The organism is Alteromonas sp. MmMcT2-2 (assembly GCF_022348305.1).
In the GTDB taxonomy this organism is placed as follows: Bacteria; Pseudomonadota; Gammaproteobacteria; order Enterobacterales; family Alteromonadaceae; genus Alteromonas; species Alteromonas macleodii.
In genome coordinates, this window is sequence record NZ_JAKRFA010000012.1 from 35,888 (window position 1) to 50,617 (window position 14,730).

General features: G+C 45.5%; 13 protein-coding genes. 6 read left to right on the top strand and 7 right to left on the bottom strand.

Annotated elements, in window-relative coordinates; all coding sequences use genetic code 11:
- Positions 1-6 precede the first annotated feature (6 nt).
- The 3 genes from MHM99_RS09300 to MHM99_RS09310 all read left to right on the top strand — a co-directional run bounded on the left by MHM99_RS09300 (position 7) and on the right by MHM99_RS09310 (position 2,463).
- A complete protein-coding gene (locus MHM99_RS09300) occupies positions 7-717 on the top strand; it encodes a hypothetical protein (RefSeq protein ID WP_239219112.1) in 711 nt (236 codons plus the stop codon).
- Positions 718-781: 64 nt separating this feature from the next.
- Complete coding sequence (locus tag MHM99_RS09305; protein WP_039225244.1) at positions 782-1,231, top strand: thioesterase family protein; 450 nt, start codon at positions 782-784, stop codon at positions 1,229-1,231.
- Positions 1,228-2,463 (top strand): retropepsin-like aspartic protease, encoded by a 1,236-nt coding sequence (locus MHM99_RS09310; RefSeq protein WP_239219114.1) that lies wholly within the window; start codon positions 1,228-1,230, stop codon positions 2,461-2,463. The genes MHM99_RS09305 and MHM99_RS09310 overlap by 4 nt, the downstream gene beginning before the upstream one ends.
- Before the next feature lie 63 nt (positions 2,464-2,526).
- On the opposite strand, the gene MHM99_RS09315 is transcribed toward MHM99_RS09310, so the two are convergent.
- The 3 genes from MHM99_RS09315 to MHM99_RS09325 all read right to left on the bottom strand — a co-directional run bounded on the left by MHM99_RS09315 (position 2,527) and on the right by MHM99_RS09325 (position 6,027).
- Positions 2,527-2,886, bottom strand: a complete 360-nt coding sequence (locus MHM99_RS09315; RefSeq protein ID WP_239219116.1) for a HopJ type III effector protein — start codon at positions 2,884-2,886, stop codon at positions 2,527-2,529.
- Between the two features lie 140 nt (positions 2,887-3,026).
- Positions 3,027-5,069 carry an NADPH-dependent 2,4-dienoyl-CoA reductase gene (locus MHM99_RS09320; protein WP_239219118.1) on the bottom strand — a complete coding sequence of 681 codons (2,043 nt, stop codon included), beginning with the start codon at positions 5,067-5,069 and terminating at the stop codon, positions 3,027-3,029.
- A 118-nt stretch (positions 5,070-5,187) separates the two neighbouring features.
- Positions 5,188-6,027, bottom strand: a complete 840-nt coding sequence (locus MHM99_RS09325) for a crotonase/enoyl-CoA hydratase family protein (protein ID WP_239219120.1) — start codon at positions 6,025-6,027, stop codon at positions 5,188-5,190.
- A 137-nt stretch (positions 6,028-6,164) separates the two neighbouring features.
- On the opposite strand from MHM99_RS09325, the gene MHM99_RS09330 reads away from it, so the two are divergent.
- Positions 6,165-6,776 (top strand): TetR/AcrR family transcriptional regulator, encoded by a 612-nt coding sequence (locus tag MHM99_RS09330; RefSeq protein WP_039225239.1) that lies wholly within the window; start codon positions 6,165-6,167, stop codon positions 6,774-6,776.
- Between the two features lie 52 nt (positions 6,777-6,828).
- Here MHM99_RS09330 and MHM99_RS09335 read toward each other — a convergent pair whose 3' ends face one another.
- Positions 6,829-8,481, bottom strand: coding sequence for a choline dehydrogenase (locus MHM99_RS09335; RefSeq protein ID WP_239219122.1), 1,653 nt, complete (start codon positions 8,479-8,481; stop codon positions 6,829-6,831).
- 213 nt (positions 8,482-8,694) lie between these two features.
- Here MHM99_RS09335 and MHM99_RS09340 point away from each other — a divergent pair, with 213 nt between their 5' ends.
- Entirely contained in the window at positions 8,695-9,420 is a 726-nt protein-coding gene (locus MHM99_RS09340; RefSeq protein WP_239219124.1) for a DUF1439 domain-containing protein, read from the top strand.
- A gap of 28 nt (positions 9,421-9,448) precedes the next feature.
- Here MHM99_RS09340 and MHM99_RS09345 read toward each other — a convergent pair whose 3' ends face one another.
- From MHM99_RS09345 to MHM99_RS09355, 3 genes are read right to left on the bottom strand one after another with little or no spacing between them, the layout of a single operon-like run.
- Positions 9,449-10,888, bottom strand: a complete 1,440-nt coding sequence (locus tag MHM99_RS09345; protein WP_239219126.1) for a wax ester/triacylglycerol synthase domain-containing protein — start codon at positions 10,886-10,888, stop codon at positions 9,449-9,451.
- Between the two features lie 10 nt (positions 10,889-10,898).
- Positions 10,899-11,564 carry a TetR/AcrR family transcriptional regulator gene (locus MHM99_RS09350; protein ID WP_014976915.1) on the bottom strand — a complete coding sequence of 222 codons (666 nt, stop codon included), beginning with the start codon at positions 11,562-11,564 and terminating at the stop codon, positions 10,899-10,901.
- A gap of 57 nt (positions 11,565-11,621) precedes the next feature.
- Positions 11,622-12,830, bottom strand: coding sequence for a DUF445 family protein (locus MHM99_RS09355; RefSeq protein ID WP_014976916.1), 1,209 nt, complete (start codon positions 12,828-12,830; stop codon positions 11,622-11,624).
- 414 nt (positions 12,831-13,244) lie between these two features.
- Between MHM99_RS09355 and MHM99_RS09360 the strand changes: the two genes are divergently transcribed.
- On the top strand, positions 13,245-14,705 hold the full coding sequence (locus MHM99_RS09360) for a DUF3336 domain-containing protein (RefSeq protein ID WP_014976917.1): 1,461 nt from the start codon (positions 13,245-13,247) through the stop codon (positions 14,703-14,705).
- The last annotated feature ends 25 nt before the right edge of the window (positions 14,706-14,730 follow it).

Below are 14,730 nucleotides of genomic sequence, written 5' to 3' on the forward strand. Positions count from 1 at the left end.
TGTCATTTGGCGCAAGAGATAATTAAACATATTCATCGGGTCAACGCCCTTCGTGACTTAGCCAATCAGTTGGGTGTAATGCCTATCATTCATCAATTGCAACACTGGCAATGCGAACGCTTACTGGTCACGCACGACGATTTAGCACAGCAAAAACGTTACCAAAAAGCCATGGCTTTTTTTGTAGATGAATTGTACGGGCCAAAAGATTTTAGCCAACGGGACGCTGATTTAGTGCGAGTTATTCCGAAGCTCGCAAAAGTATTGCCTGACAAAGCTATGAACGCTATGGACGACGCATTGTCGTTAAATGCACTATCGTTCGATTTAGATATGGCGATGGCTCAGTACTTACAAAGCCATTTTCCCGGAGAACCTATCAACCGAGATGACTACGCTTTGGCGTATCGTAATGTGGGCAGAATTGAGGATAGAAAGCATCAAATCGACATAATTTCCCATTTGGGCGATCAACTCGCCGACGTTATAAAAATTCGTGGTATAGGTATGTTAATTTCACTGTCCCGTCGTCCAGCTAAATTAGCAGGATTACTCGCATTGCATGAATTTTTGGAACGAGGGTTTGATGCGTTTAAAGCGATAGGTGACGTGCAGAGCTTTATTGACCCCGTATTGGTGAGAGAAAAAGCGATAATGCAATTATTGTTAAACGATGATTTAACGTTACCTGAAGATAATCCCCTGCCTGTGGTATGAGGCACAATGCCTGAACGTGAAGAAGCAGAGTAGATCAAAGCAAAAATATGAATAAGGAAAAGATTTGAGCACCCCAACGCTTAATTGGATGTTAGACGCCCCCTATGTGCAGCAGTGGCATATTGATGAAACGCACATCGATCACTATCAGCACGTTAATAATGTGGCATACCTGTCGCAGTTAGAAAGCCTAGCATGGGCCCATTCAAACGCGCTTGGCTTGCAGTTTGCCGATTATCAATCGCTTAACCGTGGCATGGTCATTAAGCGGCACGAGCTAAACTACCACCTGCCAACACATCTTGGAGATACGTTAGAATGCGCTACATGGATAGTGCATTGCGACAGCAAACTTACTTTGAAACGCCAGTTTCAATTTATCTGCCCAAAGCGAAACAAAACCGTATTTGATGCTATGACCACATTCGTATGTGTTAGCCTTGATACTGGCGCCCCAAAGCGAATGCCTAAACAATTCGTGGACATCTATGGCAAAGCGTGTGTGGCGCAATGAAAACGTGGCTAGCGATAGTGCTTTCGCTCTTCCTTATTGTGTCGTTAGGCATAAACGTTTACCTATGGCTTAGTTTAAAGCAGCACAATGATAAAGCTTATGCACTAGAGGCCAGTTATGAACACCGTTTAGATAGTGACAAGCAGCTAGAAACCCAAGCACAGTTGGTGGATGAAACTCAGGTAAACGAAAAAGCTGAGCCCTTCAACAATGAACGCTCTCCCGCCAACTTTTCACCTATGACAGGCACTAACACGGCACCCAACGCACTTGACGATCTACGCACCTCTTCACCACTCGTTAATCAAGATCAATTAGAGTCACTGACTACCCTACTCAATAACGAGCAATACGCGTTCCTCGCCACTGAATTAACAAACCTTTTGAAATATGACCCGCTCAACGAATCTCTGTTGTTGCTAGAGGGTGAACTGATCGAGTTAACCAAGCCTCTCTCAACGGCCATAGTGCACTACTACGACTTGGCCGAACTGCCTCTTTCAACTGAAACTCTCTCATTTATTGACGCAAAAATTGCCACTTTGTATCAACAGGCGCAGACGCAGTTAAGTCAAGACGAACAATGGGAATTGGTTGCCAGATTAAATGAGCCACTGTATCAACGCATACCTGACGCTAGGCACTACACCCTTAATTTGGCTGAAGCGTACGCTTATCAGCAAAAGCTTACGTTAATGGAAGACGTGCTTGCTGCCCTTCCATCAAACGACAGAGACGCGAATATCATTCGCAATAAAGCCTATGAAATGCGCGATATTGCCAACGCAGACGCTACGCCGAACAAGAGTGAAATAGAGCCAACAGGCGCTGAAGCCGCACGTTATCAAACCCGTGTAGCCTTAGAGCGCATTGGCGATCAATATCGCCTTGATGTAAAGGCGCTTAACCAAAAAGCCACCATGATTTTAGATACGGGTGCCAGTACCACCGCAATATCATCGCGACTCTTTGCGCGTTTAGGCCGTATGCGAAACCTCACGTTCATTGGTAACTTCAACATTAGAACCGCGTCAGGAACCATTGAAGCCCCTCTGGTACAAATACCCCGATTTTACTTTGCTGGCTACGAGTTCAACGATGTTTCTGCCATCGTGCTGCCCGAAGACGCTCTACCCGATGCCGACGGATTGTTGGGAATGAACGTTCTAGGTCAGTTTGACTTTGCAATAATGCCCCAGTCTAGTGAGTTGATTTTGACAGAGCGTGATTAATGCAGTCTGCACAAGGGCGAGAGCTTTGCGCCTCTCGCCTTTTAGCCTTAATAGCGTGATGTATTAATTTTGCAATTTAACTAAAGGAAACGTCTCAAACACCACCTCTTCATGCCCCGTTTCCATAAAGTTGCGGATATTGGCATGGTCGTCGCCGTTAGGGTTATTAAGTACATCTTCTCGATAAAAACGTCCAAATAAGGCCAGCGTTTGCGCTTGATTGAGGTTTAAATGCTGACCGAGTGCGAGCAGTTTGCAAGAGCCATTGTTCTGATTGGCTTCGTTTTTTACGTCACCATTAGTGAAAGCGGTGGGCGTGAAAACAAACGCACTATCAACGAGCGCGATAACGTCGTTAAATTCGATAGTATCTGGGGAATTAGTGACTGCTTGAACTAAGTCTTGGGTGCTGCTGTATGCCATGTTTATCTCAAAAAAGAAAACGATAATAACAGGTCTATGTCATTACAAAAGTCCACAACAGGTTCAGTTTTAATATATACAAAAAAAGCGCCTCTCCATGAGGCGCTTATAATGCTAACAAGGTTGGGTTTACTAGCTCGTTAAACCGCAGCGCACACGCGCATACCTTGGTCGATGGCCCGTTTTGCGTCTAGCTCTAACGCTTCATCAGCACCACCAATTAAGTGATAAGGCATGTTTAAGCCTTCAACGATATCACGCATCGGCTCTTGGCCTGCACAGATGATAATGTTGTCTACCGGCAATACTTGGCTGTTACCATCAACCGTAATATGTAGCCCTTCGTCATCAATTTTATCGTAGCTTACACCTGGGATCATGGTCACGCCTTTGGCTAGTAGACCCACTCGGTGTGCCCACCCCGTTGTTTTGCCTAGACCCGCGCCAACTTTGGTTGTCTTGCGCTGCAACAGGAAAATCTCTCTTGGCGATGGCTCAGGCTGCGGCTTAACGCCTTCGATGCCCGCGCGAGCAGAGAAGGTCATATCAATACCCCACTCTTTCATAAATGCAGGAATATCTTGGCTTGGCGTTTCTTTGCCATGAGACAAGTACTCAGCGGTATCAAAACCAATTCCACCAGCGCCGATAATGGCCACTTTATTGCCAACGGGTTTCTTTTCCTTCAATACTTCGATATAGGTCAGCACTTTTTCGTGCTCAATGCCTTCAATCGCTGGCGTACGCGGCTTGATCCCCGTCGCAATCATCACTTCATCGAAACCTTCGTCGTTTAGCGCAGCCGCATCAACATAAGTATTCAATTTAAGGGTAATGTTTTTATGAAGCTCGATTTGGCGCTTGAAATAACGCAGCGTTTCGTAGAACTCCTCTTTGCCTGGAATTTGTTTGGCGATATTAAATTGACCACCAATTTCACTAGATGCATCATAAATCACCACGTCGTGACCGCGCTTGGCAGAAGTCACTGCCGCTGCTAATCCAGCTGGGCCCGCACCTACCACTGCAACACGCTTTTTGGTTTCTGCAGGCTTGATGTTAATTTCAAGCTCGTGACAGGCTCGTGGATTTACCAAACAGCTGGTCATTTTGCCGTTAAAGACATGGTCTAGGCATGCTTGGTTGCAGCCAATACAGGTATTAATTTCGTCGGCTTTATTTTGCTGGGCTTTGCGGACGAAGTCAGGGTCTGCCAAGAACGGACGTGCCATAGACACCATATCTGCATCGCCGCGAGACAACACTTCTTCAGCAACTTCAGGCGTGTTAATACGGTTCGATGTGATCACTGGAATTGAAAGCGCCTCTCTGAATTTTGCGGTAACCCACGTAAATGCCGCTCGCGGTACTTTAGTGGCAATGGTTGGAATACGCGCTTCGTGCCAACCAATGCCGGTGTTAATAATAGTTGCACCGGCTTTTTCAATTTCTTTGCCAAGCTGCACGACTTCATCATAAGTAGAGCCACCTTCCACCAGGTCTAGCATCGATAAGCGATAAATAATGATGAAGTTCTTACCTACCGCCTCGCGCACGCGGCGTACCACTTCAATAGGCAGACGGATACGATTCTCGTATTCGCCCCCCCACTGATCGTCACGGTGGTTTGTGCGCTTTGCAATAAACTGATTAAGGAAATAGCCTTCAGACCCCATGATCTCAACACCATCATAACCCGCGCGCTGGGCTTGAGTTGCGGCTGTAATGAAATCTTTAACTTGCTTCTCAATCTCGTCAGCTTCAAGTGCCTTGGGCTTAAACGGATTAATAGGCGCTTGTACCGCAGAAGGTGCAACAAGCTTAGGGCTATACGCATAGCGCCCCGTGTGCAGAATTTGCATACAGATTTTACCGCCAGCAATGTGCACCGCGTCAGTCACTTCTTTGTGATTTTTCACTGCTTCGTCTGTATCTAAACGAAACGTTGACGGATGGGTAGCACCCTCTTCGTTTGGTCCTATACCACCTGTAACGATAAGCCCTACGCCACCTCTGGCACGTTCACCATAAAATGCCGCCATACGTTTATGGCCGTCGGGTAATTCCTCTAAGCCTGTATGCATAGAGCCCATTAGCACGCGGTTTTTAAGGGTGGTGAAACCTAAATCTAACGGACGAAATAAATGAGGGTAAACGGGATGATCGGTAACGGTCTGATTCATGATACATTCCTGAAAGTCGTTTTGGCTTGGTAAAAGCCGTTAAAAAGCCTGTTTAAATATTCTTATCTAATGCGCTCTTTCTCTGAAGGCGCTATGTAATTCAACGAATTACATAAACTTACGAATTCATTTTCTTAATGGCTGGGTGCAATGGCGGATATTCTGGCAGCGTTTTGGTTTTCTGTGCTTCCATGGCTTTAAACACATCTTCCATTTGGAACATGCCCGCTTGCCATGTGGCCATATAGGTCAAGCTCTCTGCCACCGTGTGTTCTGCCGCGTAGTTAATCATAGTCTTAGTGCCTGAAACTGCTAACGGCGAATTCATTGCAATCTGCTGCGCTATTTTCATCACTGCGTCTAGCAATGATTCTTGGTCGTCAAATACCTGATTTACAAAGCCAAGCTGCTGCGCTTCTGCTGCACCAAAATTGCGACCTGTATAAGCCAGTTCTTTAACTATGCCAATGGGAATGAGTTTTGGAAGTCGCTGAAGCGTGCCGACATCGGCTGTCATGCCTAATTGGGTTTCTTTAATAGTAAAAAAAGCATCTTGTGTGCAATAGCGCATGTCACATGCACTAAGCAAATCTACTGCACCACCAATTGCCCCGCCCTGCACGGCACCAATAACCGGCATACGTGCCTGCTCTATGGCGGTAAAGCTATCTTGAAGCAACATCACCATACGGCGCATACGCTCTGCTCTGCGCGACGGGTCGCCCTTAAAGTCTTCTTTCATATTCAGGAACACCGATAAGTCCATACCGGCAGAGAAATGCTTACCCGTTGATGAAATAACAATGACACGGGCGTTGCCTTCATCGTCTATTTCACGAATAGCCGCTGGCAATTCGGTCCAGAACTCTGGGATCATGCTATTCATTGCGTCGGGGCGGTTTAGTACTACGTGGGCAATATGACCCTCTTGTTTTACTTTTAATGTAGAGTACTTCATGGTTTGCGCTGTCTCCTTGGGCTGTTCCTGTTAACAAATTTGCAAACTAGACAGCGTCAAGATAAAAGGCTATGTTGACAGTGTCAAGATAAAACGTTATCTATTCGTCTCAATTTGAAAATGGAAACATCGGGTTTATGGCTAATGCAGTACAAAGCTACCATCACGGCGACTTGCGCAGCGCACTGATAGAGGCGGCAACGGCGCGTCTGTCTGAATACGGCGTTGATAGTTTATCTCTCAGAAAGCTGGCAGAAGATGCCGGAGTGTCACGTACTGCGCCCTATCACCATTTCAAAGACAAGAGTGCGCTTTTAAGCGCCATTGCAGCCAAAGGCTTTAGCGATTGGCATACCGCAGCTAAACGAATCTTCGAACAAGAAGACAAAACACCGCAGGCACGTTTCCGCGAATTTGTGCACGAATACATTGGCTACGCTGCCGACAACCCAGAGATGTACGAATTGATGTTTGGTCGCACAATTTGGCAAAACCAAGCGGCGACCAACGATCTGAAAGAGGTTGCATTTCCCTGCTTTCAGTTTCAAGTGACGATGACGCGCTATTGGCAAGATAAAGGGCTTCTCCCAAATAATCAGGATGCGCTGAGACTCGCACAGGTTACTTGGGGCACGTTACACGGGATTGCACGATTGCTTATTGATGGTATCTACGCTGACAGCAGTCATATCGAGGAAATGTGTGATTGTGCAGCAGATTTATTTATGCAAAAGCAAATGGATGCTTAGAACGGATGAATTGCCAGAGCGAGACGAAGACTCGCTCGTAGCACTTTTTTAGTTACGCCGATTCCGCTTTAGCCATAGATACTGGCTGGCCTTCGTGCGTCGCTTTAATAAACTCAGCAGCACGTTCAGCAATCATGACGGTGGGCGCATTGGTATTGCCGCCAATTAGGCTGGGCATCACAGAAGCATCTACCACTCTAAGACCTGCTATACCTCTTACCCGCAATTGGGTATCAACCACTGCCATCTCATCGTCATCACTGCCCATTTTACAGGTACCAATTGGGTGATAGATAGTTTCAGCACGCTCACGTAAAAACTCTAATATTTCTTCATCTGTTTGTGCTTCTACCCCAGGATATAGCTCACTGCCTTGGAACTTGTCGAAGTCTGGTGCAGATAGCAGCTTACGAGCAATGCGCACACCTTCAATCATGACTTGCTGATCTTCCTCTGCAGTCAAATAATTGGGGTCAATAAGGGCTTGATCAGCAGGATGGTTGCTTTGAAGCGAAATAGTGCCGCGACTTTTGGGGTATAGACAGCATACGTGAAGGCCATAACCGTAACCAAAAGCTAACTGTCTTCCATGGTCGTTTAAAATTGCCGGTAGAAAGTGAAACTGGATGTCTGGACCTTGTGTCGCTAAGCTTGAGCTAACAAAGCCACCTGCTTCGGCAATGTTGGACGAGAAAATACCTTTGCGCCTAAACGCATAGTCTGCGGTGGCTTTTACGTAGGAAGGCAAGGCCCCTAACGCCACGGCATAGCCCTCTCTCGCTTTACAAGTATATTGTACAATTGCATCAAGATGGTCTTGTAAGTTTTGACCCACACCAGGCAAATCTTGCTGAACAAAAATCCCCTTTTCTTCTAGCTCTGCTCTGGGTCCTATACCTGAAAGCATCAGAAGTTGTGGTGAATTAATCGCGCCGCCACACAGGATAACTTCGCTTTTAGCAAAATAGCGATTTACTACGCCTTTTTCACGTACCTGAACGCCAATTGCACGCCCCTCTTTTAACAGCACTTTTTCGGCTGCGACTCTAGTAAGTACAGTTAAATTGTTGCGATGCTTGGCCTGCGTTAAATACCCCTTCGCCGTTGAACAGCGTTGCCCCTTGGCCTGTGTAACATGGTAATACCCTAACCCTTCCCTGTCGTCTCGGTTAAAGTCGTCAAGCTGTTGATAGCCTGCAATCGACGCTGAGTTCACAAATGCGTCTGACAGCACGCTGGTATGCCTAAGCTTGCTAACATTGAGTTGGCCGCCTGTGCCGTGGTATTCATCAGCACCTTCTTCAAAGTTCTCAGAGCGTTTGAAATAAGGCAGTACATCATCAAACGACCAACCTTCAGCCCCTTCTTCGTTAGCCCAGCGGTCGTAGTCTTCTTTTTGCCCGCGAATATAACACATCGCATTAACCGAACTGCTGCCGCCCAAGGTTTTACCGCGGGGCCAGAACAGTTCTCTGTCATACATCTCTTTTTGGGGTGCTGTGTGATAACCCCAGCCAATCCCCTCAAATCTACTGAGTAAAGACAACCCAAACGGGATATGAATAAGCGGATTAGTGTCCTTTGAGCCAGCCTCTAATAGCAAAACATCTAACGCGGGGTTTTCTGATAAACGGGTGGCAAGCACCGCGCCCGCAGAACCGCCGCCTACAATAATGTAATCGTATTTGCTCAGTACTTCGCTCATTTCGCCAACTCCTTGAGGGCAAGACTATTAAATGTTAAAAAAATGTTGTGGTACGACCAGATTACCAAACAACACTTCGCCGAGAAAAGACTTAAATTGTAAGATTTAAAAAATCTAATAATCCTGATAACTTAAGTCTATATCGAAGTAGCCCCTACTCTGAAAAAACTAACAACAAGCCACCGCCTAGTAGATTTAGGCTAAGAATGAACGTTGACCAAAAACCTATCGTTTAAAGACAAATGTAAAGTCTACCTTGCACAATGGCTTGTGAAATGGGGCAAGCTGAAGCACGACGACTTCACGAAATCAGAGCTTCATGACCTCGTAAAAGGCAGCTTTCCTTACTCATTCACTTTCGATATCCCCATGGGAACTGGCACGGTTACCGTGCTTGAAGGAAACATCACGCTAGATAGTGAAAGCAACCGTATTGGTCTGCAGTGCCTCGCTGCGCTTAATATTGTGGTTGCCACCACGACTATTTATCGCGCTCATGTTGTATTTACCGTGTCAGCTTCACCCTATTACGACAAAAATATGAGTACACTCTATTTGACAGGCGTCGCCACTGACAGCGTCACCTTAGTTAACGATGATTACGCGTTGATTAAAGACACGCAATTTCTGATGTCGCGACTCTTCCCCAAAAGCGTTAATTCTTTGCTTGGTGGCTCTTTAAAATCAGCGTTATCACTGTTTAGCGCCGGCACATCCGATATAGCTGCAGACTATCTAAAGGTCTATTTATCTGGCTCGAAACAAGCCGTGTTGGACTACCACATCCCTCTCATTAACAACGCCATTAAAAAGCAAATTAAGCAGGAAGACTTAAGCCATACCATGCGTAACGACCATTGGCGCGAGGTTCTGTTCTCAAAAGCTGGCCAAAACGTGCGTATAGAAGACGACGTGCTGCGCTTCTACCTCATTGAATGACAACGCTTACTGTTTGGAACAATGCACGCTAGTGATCTGACACAATAGAAACAGGGACGGTATCCACCTGTTCACCAATATCGACGATGTTTAACCTGGGATCGTCCACACTTGCTTCTAGCATATCGAACGCCTCTTTGACGTAGCGCGCTAACGGCTGTAGCGATTCAATATTCTTATTGCAGCACACTAATCCCACATTTGCCGTGCCTGCATATGTCATAAGCGTAATATTTACCCCGCCACCAGGCGTCATGGTAGAAATGGGGTAACAAGCCAGAAGCTCTGCATCTTTTAGATACCGCGTATCTTTTGGCCCAGGTACATTGGAGATTAAGATGTTGGCAATGGGTTTGACTACGCTAGATAGCCTTAACCACTCAAAGACCAGTGCAAGCGATTGAATCACAATGGTATAGCCGCTAAATGCTGCGGGCCGCGCGTGCTGCGCTGCATGTTTTACAATGCGGTGATTCACTACGATTTGGCGCAAACGTAAATAAGGATCAGTTTCGCCGTGAGCAAGCTGCACCGGCACAATAGCTATCTTATTACCCGTGGTTTTCTCGCCGGGTTTACGCAAGTTGATTGGCATATTGGTGAACAAGGCTTTTTTAAATACTTGCCCGTGGTCTTGCAGCAGTTTATGTACGCCAATATCGAAGGCACATAGTAATACCTCGTTTGCCGTAGAGCGCGTTCGCCTTGCCAGGGCTTTCACACGCTTAAAGTCTAAGTCCATGGTAGCCACAGCCCTTCCCGCTTTCACTTGTCCAGTCAGCACTGTTTTCGTACCAGTGAAAGGAATAGGCATATAGTGTGGGTTCACTCGCAGCACTTTCATGAATATACGAATAAAGATAATTAGCAAATCAAGCGCGGTTTTAAGCGCGTAACCCACTCCCACTAAGCGCTTGTAAAAGCTCACAGGCTCTCTGCGCTTATGGCGCAGTCGTTTTACTGCCCATACTGGTGTGAACTTAGTCTCGTGAGAGTTTGATACATATCCCGCTTGGAACCAGCGCACTAATGTTGCCCCATCGCCATACATATGATGAACCCGCGCATAAATAGCAAACGTCTCGCTGTTGTCATCAAAGATGAAATGGTATTGCCAAAGGGGCTTGTCGGGATCTAACCGCGAAGCATGTAATCTTGCTACAAACGCATCGAGTTCTTCGCGGTTTGTAACATCAGCCACACGATGAATTTGAACATGATAATCCATGTTGAGCTTTTTTACCGGCGCAAACCCCACTGGGTACCCCAATACCGTTTTTACCGCACAATTGAAGGGAGAAGTAGCACGGGCAAAGCTTCTTATTTCTTGGAATAATTGAGGGACATATTCGGTACTTTTTGCCCCTTTAGGTATGGCAAGTAGCTGCAAGCAAGCTACGTGTTTTGGATTCTCGTCTGACTCGGTTATCCAAAATGACTTATCTAAGAAACTGAGCGTTTTTGCCATTACTATTCCTTTACGCGAAGTCGAGGGGTGACGGGGTTGAGGCATCTCTCATAAAGTCATGAGAGTCGAGCATCTGTTCTAACTGCTGTTTTTGTTCATCGGACAGTGCCAACCTTGGCAATACGCTTACCATCATTAGCGACAAAGCATGATAGCGCTGCATCGTACTATCCATATGGCTGTTTAATTCATCAAATTGACAAGACTGTGTGATGATTAAGGACATTAAATCCACCATAAGTGCCCTGTCGGCCTTTGAGGCAATAAGAATGTCTCGTTTCGATAGTGACTCAAAAAGAAACGCTAATTGCTTATTCAAGCTAGACAATATGTGCTGTCTAGGGCGCACGATACTGGGATATTTTTCTGCTAAGTCAGCCGGGCTACGGTAGAAAAAGCGAAATACATGGATACTGTCTATAAGCAAATACAGGTAATACATAATTTCTTCAGGATGAAGTGTATCGAGCTTTTCTCGGCTTAGTATCTTCTGCATCTGCTGCTCATGCATTTTCATCAACGCGTTAACCAGGCTGTCCTTGCCTTTAAAGTGGTAGTAGAGATTCCCCGGACTAATATCCAGCTCAATAGCGATATCAACACTGGTAACGGTGTTTTCGCCGTGCTCATTAAATAAGGTTAGCGCGGTGAGTAGTATTTTCTGCGCGGTTTTCATAATTTAGTTCAATCCTTTGCCAACCCAGTGCGTTAATTTTTTTATTCGTGAAACACGCTACATAAACACCAGATAGAGTTGAGCAATACCAGCTACCATACCTAGAATAGCGCCGGTTACGATGAGCTTCCACTCATCCTGTTGATATGCTGGGCGCAAAACGCCTTCAAATTCTTCAACACTTAACGCCTGCATGCGCTCGCTTAAATCGTGCCCAATCTGCATAGCATTATTAGCGTAATCAAACGCATAAAGCAGATACTTATCAGAATTATCAAATATCTGACGCACCGCTAGTGCCTTCATTTTATGGTAATTTTCTGACCCCACACCCAACGCAAAATACGGTTGCGCTATGGCAACATAGCGTTCAATAGCGTCGTTGACATGAAGCTCAATGAGTTCTAAAAGCTGGGCTGAGCCTGAACCATGCAAGATTACATGGGTGATGTTTTTAGGCGTTATAAGCTTTTCTTCAATAATGTTTGAATAGACTTCGGACACTTCTTTTTGGCGCTTTAAAAACATTCCTTGAATAGTAATCGGCCCCAGTTTTCTTGGGCGTTTGGGTTCGAATATGATTTTGATAGCAATCCAATTAGTGGCATAACCCACAAGCAGCCCACCTAACGGCAGAATCCACCATGCTTGGTAGAAATACCAAAGTAGCATGGTGGGCAAACCAAACAAAAAGCCAAAATAGAAGCCAGAACGTACAATAAACGGAAACTCTTTGCTGCCTGCCGTTAAGAAAATTTCATTAACGAGCTCGGGCGCATTCACCAGCTGCTCTACCACCAGCTCTTTAATATCTAAAATTTCTGAAACATTGTGCTGAAAGTCGTCCACCATTTTATGAACCACATTAGGAATGTCGTTTTCGATACGTTGATAGACTAAATTTTTGCCCTGTACAGGTAACGCAGCCCAAAGTTGAGGCGCAGATTCTGCCATTACATCGTTAACGACTTTGCGAATAACTTGACTTAAACGCCGCTCAATTGCTTTAGTGAGCTCGTCTGCGTCTAAACGCTGTGCTAACTCTTCAACACTAAGCAGTTTGCCTAGCACTAGCTCAACCTCAATCTCGGCCATTTGGCGGCGCTTCGCAGGAATGAGTCCCTGCCACCCTAAGAAAGGCTTAATACCAACAAACTCAATGGGGTAAAACATCATTTTTACCGCCAGATAGTTGGTTAGCCATCCAACAATAGCGCTAATTAAAGGAATTGATAGCAGACTTAGCGTTTCAAAGTTCCATTCCATACTACGAACATGTGGTCCAATTTGTTATTTTCTCTCTCAGGCTACTGAGTGCTTATGAAATGGTCAATGTAAAAAGTGAAATTACTGCTAATTGTTGATTGAAAACAGCTAAATGAAAGTCTAAAAGTTAGAACGTTTGACCTTGTGTGATTCACCTAATGTGCATCAGTTTTCTCAACAACAAACGATTAGGTAGTGAATTCTAAATTTACGCCATACACTCAAAATAGTGTATGAACCGCTGTTCTCAAGCCCGTGCTTTGAGTCTTCGCTATATGGACATTTAAAGACCTGCAATTTTTGAGAACTGCGTTCTAAATGAAAACTATCGTTTTGCTGGTGTTTTTTGGGTCAGTGTACTTTTTCCAATGAGTAGAAGGTACAGCCCTCATCAATCAAAAATAGGTACTCGTCATGGCAGTATTCGACTTGCGGTTAAAAAAGCTTGAACATGAAATCGAGCATGCAGGCAATTATGATGAATATGAGGCCGCGTGCTTAGCGCACGATGCATTGTCTGGTGCAGAGGAATGGAAAGCCGAAGACGCTAGCGATGATTACGACTACAAACTAATTCGCAAACGGGTTCAGCGCCTACAGCTTGCCAGAGGCAAAGGCGATTTACATGCGCTTATGTCGATTCTGCACGAGGGGCTACACGGCAATTTAGGCAATATTGCCAACCCCGTATTACTTACCCAGTGTAAAATAGGCACTAAATATCTTATTGAACAGTTTATTGACGAAGTGATATTGGCGCTAGAGCAAATTTATCACGCCGATGAACAAGACGTAGACTTTTACGAGAAACTGTCATTTTTTGAAGAGACTGCACACGCCTTCGGGCGCAGCTGCCTTATGCTTTCAGGTGGCGCAGGCTTAGGCTTTTTCCATGCTGGCGTGGTTAAGTCATTAAACGAAAAGAATTTGTTACCTACCGTAGTGTCTGGCTCTAGCGCTGGTTCTATCATCGCAGCCATGTTGGGTACACGAACTCACGACCAGTTATTAGAAGCACTCAGCGCCGACTTTATTTACGAGACTTTTAAACACTGGCGAAGCTTTGCCGGTCTTGGAAAGAAAGGGCTATTTGATAGTTCCGTGCTCGAAAATGCGCTGATTGAACTTTTCGACCTTACCACTTTTGAGGAAGCCTTTAAGAAAACAGGTCGACACATTACTGTGACGGTATCCCCTGCCGACCTCCATCAACATTCGCGCTTGTTAAATGCTAAAACCTCACCGAATGCAATTATTACTCAAGCGGTACGTGCATCCTGTGCAGTTCCCATCATTTTTAGCCCTGTACAGTTAAGAGCGAAGACGCCTTCGGGCGATATTGTGCCTTATATTCCCAACCGTCGTTTTGCCGATGGCTCATTAATGGCCGACCTTCCCTTCGAGCGCTTAGCGAGGCTATATGGTGTAAATCACAGTATCGTGAGCCAAACAAACCCGTTGGCAGTACCATTCATTTCCGCAAACCGCATTGACCCCAACTCGCTGTGGGACATGTCTGCGCGCCATCTTGGCCAACTAGCGAAAACTAACAGTATTTTCGCCATTGATATCATTGAAAGGTTAACCGGTAATAAAAGTGCCAAATTGGCTATTCATAAAGTTCGTTCTATCATTGATCAGCAATACGTAGGTAACATCAATATTTTACCCAAGCGCCAAATTAGAAATTTATCGCAGGTTTTGTCTAATCCAACGCGCGAAAGCATCAATCAGTTGATTGTCAGTGGCGAACGGGCATCATGGCCGCAACTTCATGTTATTAAAAGAAATACCAAAATTAGCGAAAATTTACGGTATCATCTAGGCCAATTGAAAAAACGTGAGGCAGTAGAGCTTGGGCACGAAGTAAGATAGCGTGTGCGTCGCTTGACCTGTCTTG

Excerpts from the sequence above, each read along its gene's own strand:
- MHM99_RS09350 (WP_014976915.1), bottom strand. The coding sequence starts at position 11,564 with ATGAAAACCGCGCAGAAAATACTACTCACCGCGCTAACCTTATTTAAT.
- MHM99_RS09315 (WP_239219116.1), bottom strand. The coding sequence starts at position 2,886 with ATGGCATACAGCAGCACCCAAGACTTAGTTCAAGCAGTCACTAATTCC.
- MHM99_RS09360 (WP_014976917.1), top strand. The coding sequence starts at position 13,245 with ATGGCAGTATTCGACTTGCGGTTAAAAAAGCTTGAACATGAAATCGAG.
- MHM99_RS09320 (WP_239219118.1), bottom strand. The coding sequence starts at position 5,069 with ATGAATCAGACCGTTACCGATCATCCCGTTTACCCTCATTTATTTCGT.
- MHM99_RS09345 (WP_239219126.1), bottom strand. The coding sequence starts at position 10,888 with ATGGCAAAAACGCTCAGTTTCTTAGATAAGTCATTTTGGATAACCGAG.
- MHM99_RS09325 (WP_239219120.1), bottom strand. The coding sequence starts at position 6,027 with ATGAAGTACTCTACATTAAAAGTAAAACAAGAGGGTCATATTGCCCAC.
- MHM99_RS09355 (WP_014976916.1), bottom strand. The coding sequence starts at position 12,830 with ATGGAATGGAACTTTGAAACGCTAAGTCTGCTATCAATTCCTTTAATT.
- MHM99_RS09310 (WP_239219114.1), top strand. The coding sequence starts at position 1,228 with ATGAAAACGTGGCTAGCGATAGTGCTTTCGCTCTTCCTTATTGTGTCG.
- MHM99_RS09335 (WP_239219122.1), bottom strand. The coding sequence starts at position 8,481 with ATGAGCGAAGTACTGAGCAAATACGATTACATTATTGTAGGCGGCGGT.
- MHM99_RS09330 (WP_039225239.1), top strand. The coding sequence starts at position 6,165 with ATGGCTAATGCAGTACAAAGCTACCATCACGGCGACTTGCGCAGCGCA.